Source organism: Cellulosimicrobium funkei (assembly GCF_004519295.1).
GTDB lineage: Bacteria > Actinomycetota > Actinomycetes > Actinomycetales > Cellulomonadaceae > Cellulosimicrobium > Cellulosimicrobium funkei.
The window spans coordinates 185798-198460 of the sequence record NZ_SOZH01000005.1; the positions used below are offsets into that span (position 1 = coordinate 185798).

The 12663-nt window shown below is 76.3% G+C and carries 12 protein-coding genes; 3 read left to right on the forward strand and 9 right to left on the reverse strand.

Going from position 1 to position 12663, the window contains the following annotated elements:
- Positions 1-24: 24 nt before the first annotated feature.
- The gene (locus tag E1O70_RS09480) at positions 25-504 is read right to left on the reverse strand and encodes a nucleoside deaminase (protein WP_034655539.1); all 480 of its coding nucleotides are present in this window, start codon (positions 502-504) and stop codon (positions 25-27) included.
- Positions 505-899: 395 nt separating this feature from the next.
- On the opposite strand from E1O70_RS09480, the gene nhaA reads away from it, so the two are divergent.
- On the forward strand, positions 900-2315 hold the full coding sequence (gene nhaA / locus E1O70_RS09485) for a Na+/H+ antiporter NhaA (protein ID WP_051876943.1): 1416 nt from the start codon (positions 900-902) through the stop codon (positions 2313-2315).
- An 80-nt stretch (positions 2316-2395) separates the two neighbouring features.
- Here nhaA and E1O70_RS09490 read toward each other — a convergent pair whose 3' ends face one another.
- Together E1O70_RS09490 and E1O70_RS09495 are read right to left on the reverse strand one after the other, a co-directional pair.
- Entirely contained in the window at positions 2396-2941 is a 546-nt protein-coding gene (locus tag E1O70_RS09490) for a DsbA family protein (protein ID WP_061266937.1), read from the reverse strand.
- A gap of 34 nt (positions 2942-2975) precedes the next feature.
- Positions 2976-3473: a phospholipase effector Tle1 domain-containing protein gene (locus E1O70_RS09495; RefSeq protein ID WP_061266928.1), complete on the reverse strand. Its 498-nt coding sequence runs from the start codon at positions 3471-3473 to the stop codon at positions 2976-2978.
- Positions 3474-3666: 193 nt separating this feature from the next.
- Here E1O70_RS09495 and E1O70_RS09500 point away from each other — a divergent pair, with 193 nt between their 5' ends.
- Positions 3667-4788 carry a M15 family metallopeptidase gene (locus tag E1O70_RS09500; RefSeq protein WP_061266927.1) on the forward strand — a complete coding sequence of 374 codons (1122 nt, stop codon included), beginning with the start codon at positions 3667-3669 and terminating at the stop codon, positions 4786-4788.
- A 48-nt stretch (positions 4789-4836) separates the two neighbouring features.
- Here the strand turns inward: E1O70_RS09500 and E1O70_RS09505 are convergent, their stop codons facing one another.
- The 3 genes from E1O70_RS09505 to E1O70_RS09515 all read right to left on the reverse strand — a co-directional run bounded on the left by E1O70_RS09505 (position 4837) and on the right by E1O70_RS09515 (position 7661).
- The gene (locus E1O70_RS09505; RefSeq protein ID WP_061266926.1) at positions 4837-5118 is read right to left on the reverse strand and encodes an acylphosphatase; all 282 of its coding nucleotides are present in this window, start codon (positions 5116-5118) and stop codon (positions 4837-4839) included.
- A complete protein-coding gene (locus E1O70_RS09510) occupies positions 5115-5591 on the reverse strand; it encodes a dsRBD fold-containing protein (protein ID WP_061266925.1) in 477 nt (158 codons plus the stop codon). The genes E1O70_RS09505 and E1O70_RS09510 overlap by 4 nt, the downstream gene beginning before the upstream one ends.
- Before the next feature lie 66 nt (positions 5592-5657).
- The gene (locus tag E1O70_RS09515; RefSeq protein ID WP_061266924.1) at positions 5658-7661 is read right to left on the reverse strand and encodes a thioredoxin domain-containing protein; all 2004 of its coding nucleotides are present in this window, start codon (positions 7659-7661) and stop codon (positions 5658-5660) included.
- Between the two features lie 95 nt (positions 7662-7756).
- Here E1O70_RS09515 and E1O70_RS09520 point away from each other — a divergent pair, with 95 nt between their 5' ends.
- Positions 7757-9958 (forward strand): serine/threonine-protein kinase, encoded by a 2202-nt coding sequence (locus E1O70_RS09520; RefSeq protein ID WP_061266923.1) that lies wholly within the window; start codon positions 7757-7759, stop codon positions 9956-9958.
- Between the two features lie 53 nt (positions 9959-10011).
- Here the strand turns inward: E1O70_RS09520 and E1O70_RS09525 are convergent, their stop codons facing one another.
- From E1O70_RS09525 to E1O70_RS09535, 3 genes are read right to left on the reverse strand one after another with little or no spacing between them, the layout of a single operon-like run.
- The gene (locus tag E1O70_RS09525; protein WP_051028429.1) at positions 10012-10806 is read right to left on the reverse strand and encodes an amino acid ABC transporter ATP-binding protein; all 795 of its coding nucleotides are present in this window, start codon (positions 10804-10806) and stop codon (positions 10012-10014) included.
- Positions 10803-11732 (reverse strand): amino acid ABC transporter permease, encoded by a 930-nt coding sequence (locus E1O70_RS09530; RefSeq protein ID WP_061266922.1) that lies wholly within the window; start codon positions 11730-11732, stop codon positions 10803-10805. Before E1O70_RS09530 ends, E1O70_RS09525 begins: the two co-directional genes overlap by 4 nt.
- 7 nt (positions 11733-11739) lie before the next feature.
- Positions 11740-12618, reverse strand: coding sequence for an ABC transporter substrate-binding protein (locus E1O70_RS09535; protein WP_043657951.1), 879 nt, complete (start codon positions 12616-12618; stop codon positions 11740-11742).
- Positions 12619-12663 lie beyond the last annotated feature (45 nt).

Here is a 12663-nt window from a genome sequence, read left to right on the forward strand (position 1 = left end):
GAGGTACCGATCGGCCGCGGCCGGTCAGTACTCGACCCGGGACTCGAGGGCGCGCCAGGCGTCGAACGGCGCGGTGGCGGTGGCCGTGCGCTCGTGCACGACCTGCATGACCCGGTCGGCCGGGTCGGCGTCGAAGAAGTCGTAGAAGGCGGCGTCGTCGAAGCCGGCGCGCGCGGCGTCGTACCGGTCGGCGGCGTAGTGGACGGCGTGCACGCGCGCCCAGAGGGCGGACGCGAGGCACATGGGGCACGGCTCGCAGCTCGAGTAGAGCGTCGCGCCCGTGAGGTCGAAGGTGCCGAGCGCGGCGCAGGCGCGCCGGATCGCGGTGACCTCGGCGTGCGCGGTCGGGTCGTTGTCCTGCGTGACCCGGTTGTTGCCCTCGAACACCTGCCCGTCGGCGGTGACGAGGACGGCGCCGAAGGGTCCTCCGGCGTGCGCGACGCTGTCGACCGCGAGGGCGACGGCTCGGTCCAGGTGTGCGGTGTCCACGACAAGAGTGTCCATGGTGAGTCTCCACGGTTCGGGCAGCGACGCCGGGTGCTCCGCCTCCGGCGTCCGGGCTCGTCGGTGAGCCGGGAGGAGGCGGCCGGCGGGCCGCTGCAGGCGAGTTGTCACGTCCGCCTGGTAGGTAGCTGCCGGTGTCGGATCGAACGTGTCGACCACCGAGCATGTCGCTCGGCCCGGGCCCGCCGTTGGCACGCTCGACGCTAGCAGCGCGTGACGGACGCCACAAGGGTTTCGGAAGAACTTTTCCACCATACGGACGGGGCTGCTCGGGGCTTCGCGCCCACGGCGCTCCTGCGAGGCCTGTTGCGGAAGGATCTGCCGCCCGGAAGAGTTGTCCCAGCGCAGGTCCGACGCCCGGGGCGTCGCCCCGTCCCGACCCACCCGGAGGCCCAGTGACCGAGCCCGCTCCGCCGTCGTCCCTCCCCGTCGTCCGCGTCCCCGCCCGACCGGGCCCGCCGCTGCGCTTCCAGCTCCGCCCCGTGGCGCCCTCGCTGCGCTCGTTCCTCGCGACCGAGGCGGGCGGCGCCGTCCTGCTCCTCGCCGCGACGGTCGTCGCGCTCGTGTGGGCGAACTCCGCGTGGTCGGGCGCCTACGACGCGCTCTGGTCCACGGAGGCGGGCTGGCGCGTCGGGCCGTGGGCGTTCGAGATGGACCTGCACCACTGGGTCAACGACGCCGCGATGGCCGTGTTCTTCCTCGTCATCGGCCTCGAGATCAACCGCGAGGTCACGAGCGGCGAGCTCCGCAACCGCCGCACCGTCGCCGTCCCCGCGCTGGGCGCGCTGGGCGGCCTCGCGGTGCCCGCGCTCATCTACGTCGCGTTCAACGCGGGGTCTCCCGCGGAGCACGGGTGGGGCATCGTCATGTCGACGGACACCGCGTTCCTCGTGGGCATCCTCGCCCTGTTCGGGCCGCGCTGCCCCGACCAGCTCCGGCTCTTCCTCCTCACGCTCGCCGTCGTCGACGACATCGGCGCCATCACCGTCATGGCGCTCTTCTACACCGACGACCTCTGGCTCCCGGGCCTCCTCGTCGCCGCCGTGCTCGTCGTCGTGATCCTCGTGCTGCGCTGGCTCGGCGTCTGGCGCCTCGCGCCGTACGCGCTCGCCGGGATCGCGCTGTGGGGCGCGGTCTACGCGTCGGGCGTGCACGCGACGCTCGCGGGCGTGCTCGTGGGCCTGCTCGTGCCGTCGCGCTCGTCGCGGCCCGTGGACGTCGCCGTCGTGCCGAAGTACGCGAAGCGGCTCGCGCAGGAGACGACGGCGGAGCGTGAGCACCTCACCGAGCTCGCGGCGCGCGCGGCCGTGCCCACGAGCGAGCGCCTCCAGCGCGTGCTGCACCCGTGGAGCGCGTACGTCGTCGTGCCCGTCTTCGGCCTCGCGAACGCGGGCGTGCAGCTCGACGGCGAGTCGCTGCGCGCGGCGGCCACGTCGCCCGTGACGATCGGCGTCGCGGTCGCGCTCGTCGTGGGCAACGCCGTCGGCATCTTCGGGGCCGCGACCTTGGCCCTGCGCCTCGGCCTCGGCGACCTGCCGGGGCGCGTGCGGTACTCCCACCTGCTCGGCGGGGCGATCCTCGCCGGCATCGGGTTCACCATCTCGCTCTTCATCGCCGAGCTGGCGTTCGACGACGAGGCGCTCGTCGAGCAGGCCAAGATCGGCATCCTCGCGGGCTCGCTCGTCGCCGCCGTGCTCGGGTCCGTCGCGCTCCGGCTGTTCGGCGAGCGCTGGCCCCTGTGCTCGCCCGGCGCGGACGGCCCGCCGCCCGAGCTCCCGCCGCTCCCCTGGCACCCGCCCGCGACCACGTGACCGCGCGCCCGAGCGCACGGCACGGCACGGCACGGGTACGAGTGTGGTCGCCGCCCGGGCGCCCCGACCCCGCGAGCGCCCTACGGCCGCGCGGCGGCGGCGACGGCGGCCCGCAGGCCCTCCGCGGTGACGCGCCCGCGGTAGCGGACGCCGTCGACGAAGAGCGTCGGGGTGCCCTGCACGCCGACCGCGAGCGCGTCGGCGTAGTCGCGCTGCACCGGCGCGGCGTACTGCTGGGCCGCGTCCCCGACGACCGACGCGCCGTCGAGCCCGAGCTCCTCGGCCCGCTCGGCGAGTCCGGCCTCGCCGAGCTGGTCCTGGTGCGCGAACAGCGCGGCCTGCATCTCCCAGAACCGGCCCTGCGCGGCGGCCGCCTCGACGGCGAGCGCGGCCGACAGCGCGTGCGGGTGGATCTCGAACAGCGGGAAGTGGCGGAACACGAGACGCACCCGGCCGCCGGAGGACTCGACGACCTGCCGCAGCACCGGGGCGGCGGCGGCGCAGTACGGGCACTCGAGGTCGCCGAACTCGACGATGGTGACGGGCGCGGCCGGGTCCCCGAGGACGTGCGCGTCGGCGGGGACGAGCTGCTCGGCCGGGACGCGGTCAGGAGTCTGCTCGCTCACGCCGCCCAGCATGGCACGGGTGCGGCGCCCGTGGTCAGGCGAGCACGAGCGGTCGGGTCTCCTGGGCCGCGCCCGGCACGGGCTCCACGAGACGCGCGAGGTCCGGGCCCACGCTGTCGCGCCACCAGGCGAGGTTCCGCGCGTGGCGCGCGTAGACCGACGCGGGGTCGGCGCTGAGCGTCACCGCCGTCTCGGCGAGGTAGGTCGCGACCATCCCGACCACGCTGCGCGCGGTGTACGCCCCGCGGCTGAACCCGAACACGTAGATCTCGTCGCCGGGCTCGTAGTTGAGCGCGAGGTGGCGGTACCCCGCGACGACGTTGCGCGTCAGGCCGTAGCCGAACGCCCCGCCGAGGAGCCGGTCGACGAGGTAGCCCTGCGCCCCGACGCCCTCGACGGAGAACACCATCTGCTGGACGCCGTCCGGTCCGATCCCGGTGCGGACGGAGCGCGCGATCTTCTCGATGTTCGACACGCTCGCGTTCACCGGCGAGTTCCACGTGCCGTCGCAGCACAGCACCAGCCGCTTCATGGTCCCTCCTCGATCCGCCCCCGGCGGCGCGTCGGGGACACCATCTGGGGAGGGTCGCCGCGCCCCGGCTGATGCACGACGGCGCCCGCCGACGCACGGACCGGTCGGGGTTCGTGAGCAAGCCGTGAGCGTGTCCGTGCGTACCCCCGGATCCGTCCGGGAGGGTCGCCGTCGTGCCGTAGGTTCTGGCGGTGTGACCGCCACGAGCACCGCCCCGCCCACCGGCCCCGCGGACCACCCGCCGGGCGGCCGGGAGCGTCGGCACGCGCGCGTTCAGCGTCGGCACCGGGCTGCGTGGATCGCGGCCGTCGTGGCGCTCGTGCTCGTGCTGGGCGGGGGCGGCGGCGCGTTCGCCTGGTACCGGGACACCGAGTACGACGCGCTGGCCGACCGGGCCGCGACCGCCGAGGACCTGCTCGCGGCGTCGGACGGGAAGGTCGCGGACCCGGCGGTGCGGACCGCGCTGACGACCGAGGTGGACGACGCCCGCGCCCTGCTCGCGGCGCCGTTCCTCGACCGGATGACCACGGGCACGGACGCGACGGACCGGTCGCTCGTGTCGGCCTCGGACGCCGTGCACGCCTCGATGCTCGACCACGCGCGGAGCGAGGTGACCGCGGCGCGCGCGAGCCTGGCGACCGCCAGCGCGCTGGGCGAGAAGATCTACGCCGCGACGGAGGGGCTCGGCGCCGACGAGGCGGTCCGCGCCCGGCTGCGCGACGCGCTGGACACCGCGGCCGCGGCCGACGCCGCCGCCGACGCGGGGCTCGCGGGCGACGACCTCGCGAGGCTCGAGCAGGCGGTGCTCGACCTGGGCGCGGGCCTCGGGGTCGTGAGCACGTCGACGGAGGAGACGTCGGTCGCGCAGGACGCCGTCTCGTGCCCGGCGCCGGACCAGGTGTGGGACCCCGACAGCGGCCGCGTGCCCGACGCCGCTCTCGCGCCGATCCCGTGGTCGCCCGGCGACCGGGTGCGCGCGGACGTGCTGGACGGGCTCGTCGCCCTCGACGCCGCGTACGTCGAGCGGTTCGGCGTGCACCTGACGATCAACTCCTCCTACCGGACCTTCGAGGAGCAGCAGGGCCTGTACGACCCGTCGTCGCCCATCGCGGCGCCGCCCGGGTGCTCGAACCACGGGCTGGGGTTCGCCGTCGACCTGGGCGGCGGCGTCCAGGCGTTCGGCACCCCGCAGTACGAGTGGCTCAAGCAGCACGCCGAGACCTACGGCTGGACGCACCCCGACTTCGCCGAGCCCGACGGGCGCGTGCCCGAGCCCTGGCACTGGGAGTCCGTGCTGGCACGCGCGGACGGCTGAGCCCGCCGCCGGTCGCGCCGGGGACCCCGGGAGCGCCGGGGCGCGTCCTCAGGAGGCGTGCGCCCGCTCGACGTCGACGTGCGTGACGTCGCCCGGCGTGGGGCCGTCGCGCAGCCAGGCGACGAGGCGGTCGACGGCGTCCGGCGCCCCGGACGCGACGACCTCGACGGTGCCGTCGGGCCGGTTGGTCGCGGTGCCGTCGAGGCCGAGCCTGGCGAGCCGCTCGCGCGTCGCCCAGCGGAAGCCGACGCCCTGCACGCGCCCGTGCACGAGCGCCCGCACGGTGGCGTCCGCGGCACCGGGTGCCGCGCCCTCGCCCGGCCGCGTCACTGGTGCACGTGCGCCGGGGCGCCCGTCGACGACGCGATGTCCGACTCGGCGTCGTCCAGCAGCCGGTCCGCGAGCCGGCGCAGCGCCCGCCCGACGGCGATCTCGTCGCCGATGAGCGGGACGTCGCGGTCGTGCGGGTCGCGCCGCGCCCGCCCGACGGTCCGCACGTGCTCCGGCGTCTCCGCGACGAGGACCGCCTCCGCCGTCGTCCGGCCCTCCGACTCGACGACGCTCACCTGCACGCGCCACACCTTCGTGGTGTCCGTGCCGTCGCCCGTCTCCGCTCCCGGGACGTGCTCGACGTAGCTGTCCGACCCCGGGTAGACGAGCGTCCGCTCGCCCGTGTCGGCCCACTCGACGAGGTACGGCGGCGAGCCGTCCTCGTGCCGCAGCTCGACCACGACCCCGTCGCGCACCGCCCCGCCGACGACGCCCGAGGCGGTCACGATCCTGTCCCCGACCGATGCCCTCATGGCTCCTCCTCGTGCCGCACCGTCCTTCCATCATGCGACCGCCGGGAGTGCGCTGCACCCCCGGTCTCAGGGTGTCCGGGCGCCGAGCTGGTCCCGCAGCGCCGCGGGGTCGTGCACCGGGAGCCGGCACACGAAGTCCGCGCAGAGGTAGGCGCCCGGCCCGCGGTCGGCGAGCAGGGCGACGCCGTCGGCGGCGAGGGTCGCGGCGTCGTCGGGCGTCGCGGCGAGCAGCAGCGCACCCGGGTGGTACCAGTCGCGCGCGGCGGCGAGGAACCCCGCGTGCCGGTCGGCGTCGGCGACGACCACGAGCTGGTGGGGCGGCTCCGCGAGCCCGACGGCGACGCGCAGCACCCCCGCCGCGCCGAGCGGGTGCTCGCTCGCCGCAGCGGACGCGGCGGCGTGCGCGAGCGCCGCGTCCCGGTACCGCGGCTCGCCCGTCGCGAGGTGGGCGAGCAGCGCGGCCCGGGCGGCCGCCGTCGTGCCCGAGGGCACCGCGCCCTCCGACGGGTCGGCCGCCGCCCCGGCCGCCAGCCCGAGGTCGGTGAGCACCGGGTCCGTGCCCTGCGGGGGCGTGAGGTCGCCGCCCGGGCCGACCGTCGCGTCGACGAGGCGCAGACCCTCGCGCACGTACCGCGCCTCCCCGGTCAGGCCCCCGAGCACGAGGAGCGCCGTCGCGAGCGCGCCGTGGTCCTCCAGCGTCGCGACGGCGTCCGAGGCGACCCCGCCCTCCGACGCGCGCACGAGCGACCCGTCGGCCCGGACGTGGGTCGCGAGCAGCCGGTCGGCGGCCGCCCGCGCGGCGTCGGTGAGGTCGGGCAGCGCCAGGTGGTGCCCGGCGCGGGCGAGCGCCTCGATCGCGAGCCCGTTCCACCCGGTGAGCACCTTCGTGTCCAGCGGCGGCGGCTCGTGGTGCGCGCGCTCGCCCGGCGGGAGCAGGTAGTACCCGCCCTCGACGCGCTCGCCGTCCACGACGGACTCCGAGTCCTGCGCGCTCGCGAACGCGCCGTCGGCCAGGCGCAGCACGCGCAGGAGGAAGCGCCCGACGTCACCCGCCACCTCGGCGGTGTCCTCGCCCGCGTCGGGCGTGCCGGGCGCCTCGGCGGGCGTGCGCAGCGGTCCGTCCACGGGCCCGGTCCGGCGCAGCACGGCGAGCGTCGTCGCGGCCGAGAGCAGCTGCGCGTTGTCGTAGAGCATCCGCTCGTAGTGCGGCTCCGACCAGTCCGGCCGGGTCGCGTACCGGAAGAAGCCGCCGTCGACGTCGCGCAGCGGGCTCGCCGCCATCGCGTCGACCGTGCGTCCCGCCAGGACGAGCGCGCGCCGCGCGACCTCCGGGTCGACGACGGACGACGCCGCGACGTCGAGCAGGAGCTCGAGCGTCGGGGCGACGGGGAACTTGGGGGCGCCCCCGAAGCCGCCGTGCACGCGATCCTCCGCCGCCTCCAGCCGCTCGACGACCCGGCGGGCGTGCTCGGCCGGGTCGGCGACCGGCCCGGCGTCCGCGCCGCCCGACGCCCCCGAGCCGTCGACCGCCGTCGCCGCCGCGCGCGGCACGCCCGTCCGGCGGCCCGCCGCCGCGTCGCGCAGCGCCGCGCGGATCGCGTCCCCCGTCTCGACCGCCTGGTCGCGCCGCTGCTCCCAGGCCTGCGCGACGGCGTCGAGCACGTCCCGGAACGCGGGGCGTCCGGCCACGGGGACGGGCGGCCAGTACGTGCCCGCGTAGAACGGGGCGCCGTCGGGCGTGGTGAACACCGTGAGCGGCCACCCCAGGTCCGGGGTGAACGCGCTCGCCGCGGCGAGGAGGCTCGCGTCGACGTCGGGGTGCTCCTCGCGGTCGACCTTCACCGCGACGAACCCGCGCGCGAGCAGCGCACCGATGTCCGGGTCGGAGAAGCTCTCGCGCGCCATGACGTGGCACCAGTGGCACGTGGCGTACCCGACCGAGACCATGACCGGCACGTCCCGGCGGCGCGCCTCCGCGAACGCCTCGGCGCCCCACGGGTACCAGTCGACCGGGTTGCCGGCGTGCTGGCGCAGGTACGGGCTCACGGCGGCGGCGAGACGGTTGACCATGACGTCCAGCCTCCCAGGTCGACGCGCCGCTCGCGGCCCGGGCCGTCGGAGTTGTCTGCTCCGTCCCGGAGCGGCGCGCTTGTAACGTTGCGCCCATGCCCGGCCCCGAGCAGCCCGCCCTCGCGGTGGCGACCGACGTCTCCGTCCGACCTGCCGCCGATCCGGACGCCGGGCCGGGCCCCGCGCCGCTGCCCCGCCGGCCCGTCCGCCAGGTGCCCGCGAGCGGTGACCGCAAGGGCCCGTTCACCCTCGCCGACGTGCTCGGGCACGGCGGGTTCGCGCACGTCTACCGCGCGACGGACGCCGACGGCGCGGAGGTCGCCGTGAAGGTGCTCACGGGTCTCCAGGAGGGTTCCCGCGAGCGCTTCGCGCAGGAGGCGAGGCTGCTGGAGGCCGTGGGCGGGCGCGGCTTCCCCGCGTTCGTGCGCTCGGGCCTGGACGACGACCAGCCGTGGTTCGCCATGGAGCTGGTCCCCGGCACCACGCTGCGCGAGCAGGTCCGCGCGTCGGGCCCGCTGGACGGACGGCAGGCGCTGCGGCTGGCGTCGCACGTCGCGGAGGCCCTGCTCGTGCTGCAGGAGCAGCACTGCGTGCACCGCGACCTGAAGCCCGCCAACATCATGGTCGACGGCGACCGGGCAGTCCTCATCGACCTCGGCATCGCCAAGCTGTTCGACACGGCGACGTCCACCCAGCCAGTCGGGACGCTCGCGTACATGGCGCCGGAGCTGTTCGCCCGTCGCGTGCACCCTCGCTCGGACGTGTACGCGCTCGGCCTGCTCCTGATCTTCGCCACCACGGGGGTCGTGCCGGCGGACCTCAACTTCCTCGGCCGCGACCTCGAGGCCGACGACCTCGTGCGGGAGGTCCCGGACGACCTGGTCGGGGTGCCGGCCGGGACGGAGCCGGCCCCGTCCCCGGCCGAGCTGCCCGAGATCGACCCCCACCTGCAGGACCTGATCCTGTCGACGACCCGCTACCAGCCGAACCACCGGCCCGCGCTCGAGAGCGTCGTCGGGGTGCTGCGCGCCCGGCTCGCCGGGGAGGCCCCCGACGACACCCTGCTCCTCACGTCACGGATCGTGGCCGACGGCGCCACCGCGGCCGAGCGCGCGCTGGGCCCCGTCGCCGGGCTGGCCGCCGCCACCGGCGCACCCGTCCGGGCCGAACGGGCGGAGGAGGTCACGCCGGTCGGCAGGGCGGCCGACGCGGCCCGCGTCCGGGAGCCGTGGCACGCCCTGGTCTACGACGCGACGCTGATGAGCGTGCTGGCCGAGGTGCACGGCGACGGGTTCGACGGCGCGGCCGCCGAGGTCATCGCGGACCACGTCGCGAGCATCGGCGCGCACGTGGCCGACGGCCGGACCCCGGCGGAGCTCAAGGACTGGCTCTGGCAGGCGATGCGGTGGCAGGCCGCGGCACCGCCCGCGGGCCACCCCGACACCCTCCGCGGATGGCGCGCGTACCGTCGCCCGACGCACCCGATGCTCGCCGTGCCGGGCTCCGGCGCCGAGCCCGTGGCCCGGGCCGCGCGGGCGCGGACGGACGGCCCCGTCCCGGTGCCGGCGTCCGGCTCCCCGGACCCGCGTCCCTGGCCGGTGCCTGTGCAGCGCGTCTCCACGCTGGGTCGTGGTCCGTCGGGGCGGCCCCGGCCGGAGCCGGTCCCGCCCGCCGTCGGACGGACCCGCGTCATGGACTCCCCCGACCTCGTCGCCACGCAGGTCGGCCGGCCGGTCCCGCCGTCGGTCCCGCCGCGCCGGAGCCCCGTCCGGCACCTCGGCCCGACGCCGTCGTCGCCCGCCGTGCGTCCGGAGTCCGTCCGGCCGCGGATCACCGGTGCGGCGGTCGCGAGCGCCCCTGCCCCGCGCGCCGTCGGCACGTCCGCGGCCACGCCGGCGCCGCGCCAGGAGGCGGCCCCGGCGTCCGCCGCACGGTCCGCACGTCCCGTCCGACCTGCCGCGTCGTCGTCCTGGGACCGTTCTCGGGTCGGAGGCGCGCTCCTGCGCGCCCTGCCGCGCGTCCTCGCCGTCCTGGCGGTGCTGCGCACGCTGTGGCTCGTGCCCGACGGCGCGGCCCGCCAGAGCCAGCCGTTCGTCCCCCTGCCGCCACAGCTCCTGGAGACCCTGCGCGTCTCGGTCGACCTGGCCCCGCTCGTCGACGGTCCCGTGCTCGCCCTGGCCGCGCTCGCGGTGGCCGTGGGGCTGCGCGTCGCCGGGCAGCGCACGTGGACGTGGCCGTACGTCCTCGTCGCCTGCGCGTCGGTCGCTGCGACGGTCGTGCTCGTGCTGCGCGGCTGACCGGGGTTCGGGCCGGGTCGGGCGGTGCTCGGCGCGGTCCCGAGGGGGCGGGTTCAGGCGTGCAGACGGCGCAGGAACGCGCGGGTCCGCTCGCGCTGCGGGTCGCCGAGCACCTGCTCGGGCGTGCCGCGCTCGTGGACGCGGCCCTCGTGCAGGAAGCACACCTCGTCGGCGACGCGGCGCGCGAACCCCATCTCGTGCGTCGCGACGAGCATCGTGCGGCCCTCCGCGCGCAGCTCGGCGAGCAGGTCGAGCACCTCGCCCACGAGCTCGGGGTCGAGCGCGGACGTCACCTCGTCGAGCAGGAGCAGCTCGGGACCGTTGACGAGGGCGCGCGCGATCGCCGCGCGCTGCTGCTCGCCGCCCGAGAGCTGGTCGGGATAGGACGTCACCTTGTGCCCGAGCCCGACGCGGCCCAGCATCCCGACCGCCGCCGCCTCGGCGTCGTCGCGCGAGCGCCGGTGCACGAGCCGGGGTGCGAGGGTCACGTTGTCGAGCACCGTGAGGTGCGGGAAGAGGTTGTACGCCTGGAAGACCATGCCCATGCGCGCCCGCACGCGGTTCGCGTCGAGGCGCGGGTCGGCGACGTCCTCGCCGTCGAGCAGGATCTGGCCGTCGTCGACCTCGTCGAGCAGGTTGACGACGCGCAGCAGCGTCGACTTGCCCGAGCCGGACGACCCGACGAGCACGACGCACCGGTGCGCGTCGACGTCGAGGTCGATGCCGTCGAGCACGACCCGCCGCCCGCCCGGGGCGCCCGCGGCCGGGTACGTCTTGCGCACGCCGCGCAGGGACAGCAGGTGACGCGCGTCCTGGGGGATCGCGCCGGACGTCGCGGACGCGCTCATCGGATGTCCCCCGCCCCGCTCACCGTCGCGAGCGACCGGCCCCAGCCGCGACGCGCCTGGTACGCGTCGACCGCGCGCGTCAGCGGGAACGACACGAGGAAGAACATGATCCCCGCGACGACGTAGGGCGTGAAGTTGTAGCTGCCCGTCGTCGCGATCTGCGCGGCGCGGATCGCGTCGACGGCACCGAGGACGGAGATGAGGCCCGAGTCCTTCTGCAGCGAGACGAGGTTGTTCGCGAGCGGCGCGGTGACGTTGCGCACCGCCTGCGGCAGCACGACGCGCCGCGTCGTCTGCGCGCGCGTGAGCCCGAGCGAGCGCGCCGCCGCGACCTGCGACGGGTGCACCGACTCGATGCCCGCGCGGAACACCTCCGCGAGGTACGCGGTGTACGTGAGGACGATCGCGAGCGCGCCGAGGAACGCGCCCGACGTCGGCAGCCACTCCAGCCGCAGCGCCGGCAGCCCGAACCCGACGAGCAGCAGCACGAGCAGGAGCGGCACGCCGCGGAACAGGTCGACGTACACCGTCGCGAACGCCCGGAGCGGGAACAGCGCCGGGATGCGGCTCGTGCGCGCGACCGCGAGACCGAGCCCGAGCACCGTGCCGACGACGCCCGCGACGACCCACACGCGCAGGTTGAGCCACAGCCCCTCGAGGATCGCGGGCAGCGACTCCCACGCCATCGCCGGGTCGAAGAACGCGGTCCGCGCCCGCTCCCAGCCCGGCGCGTTGACGACGACGAGCACGACCGCCGCAACGACGAGCACCGTGCTCACGAGCGCGACGAGGAGCGACCGCCGCCGCTGCGCGCGCCGGAACGCCGCCCGGTCGAGCGCGAGCGGCGACGGCGACCACGCGGCGGCCGGGACGGCGTCGGGCGACCCGACGCCTCCGGGCGGGCGCGCGTCGTCGGGCACGGTCATGGCCGGGTCACTGGAGGACGGGGATGTCGTCCGACTTGAGCCACGTCGTGCGCAGCTCGGCGAGCGTGCCGTCCGCCTCCAGGTCGTCGACGGCCTGCGACACGCAGTCCGTGAGCTCCGAGCCGAGGTCCAGCACGAGGCCGTACTGCTCAACGACGCCCTCGTCGGGCAGGGTGCCGATGACGACGGAGTCCGGGAAGTACTCGGTCGAGGCGGCGACGCCCTGGTCGACGTCCATGACCATCGCGTCGATCGTGCCGGACTGCAGCGCCTGCATGCCGTCGCCCGCGGCGCTGTACGGCGAGATGTCGGCGTCCTCGCCCCACGCGGCCTCGGCGAGCGTGAGGCTCGTCTGGGCGGCGGTGACCCCGATGCGCGCGCCGTCGAGCTCGGCCAGCGTCGTCGCGCCCGCGTACGGGCCGTCCTCCATGACGATGACGCCCTGGCGCGTCGTGAGGTACGGGCTCGAGAAGTCGACGGCCTGCTTGCGCTCGTCCGTGATCGACGTCTGGTACGCGGCCACGTCGAACGGCTTCACGGCCGGGCTGATGATCTGCTCGAACGTCACCGTCTCCCACACGACGTCGTCGGCGGCGTAGCCCAGGCGGTCCGCGACGGCGTAGATCAGGGCCGACTCGAAGCCCTCGCCCGAGTCCTGCTCCCCCACGTACCACGGGGAGTACGGCTCGCCCGCACCGACGGTCAGCACGCCGTCGGTGAGCGTCGGGAGCGCACCGGGCTCGCACTGCGCGTCACCCGACGCGCTCGCGCTCGGGCTCGCGGCGTCGCCGCCGTCGTCGGCACCCGACGAACAGGCCGCCAGCGTGAGCGCGGCGACCGCCGTGACGGCGGTCAGGACGGCGGGACGGGGACGCAGACGGCGCATGGTGACCTTCCGGGTGTCGGGCGCCCGCGGGAGTGGTGGGCGCCG

Excerpts from the sequence above, each read along its gene's own strand:
- E1O70_RS09480 (WP_034655539.1), bottom strand. The coding sequence starts at position 504 with ATGGACACTCTTGTCGTGGACACCGCACACCTGGACCGAGCCGTCGCC.
- E1O70_RS09495 (WP_061266928.1), bottom strand. The coding sequence starts at position 3,473 with ATGAAGCGGCTGGTGCTGTGCTGCGACGGCACGTGGAACTCGCCGGTG.
- E1O70_RS09510 (WP_061266925.1), bottom strand. The coding sequence starts at position 5,591 with ATGAGGGCATCGGTCGGGGACAGGATCGTGACCGCCTCGGGCGTCGTC.
- E1O70_RS09515 (WP_061266924.1), bottom strand. The coding sequence starts at position 7,661 with ATGGTCAACCGTCTCGCCGCCGCCGTGAGCCCGTACCTGCGCCAGCAC.
- E1O70_RS09520 (WP_061266923.1), top strand. The coding sequence starts at position 7,757 with ATGCCCGGCCCCGAGCAGCCCGCCCTCGCGGTGGCGACCGACGTCTCC.
- E1O70_RS09525 (WP_051028429.1), bottom strand. The coding sequence starts at position 10,806 with ATGAGCGCGTCCGCGACGTCCGGCGCGATCCCCCAGGACGCGCGTCAC.
- E1O70_RS09530 (WP_061266922.1), bottom strand. The coding sequence starts at position 11,732 with ATGACCGTGCCCGACGACGCGCGCCCGCCCGGAGGCGTCGGGTCGCCC.
- E1O70_RS09535 (WP_043657951.1), bottom strand. The coding sequence starts at position 12,618 with ATGCGCCGTCTGCGTCCCCGTCCCGCCGTCCTGACCGCCGTCACGGCG.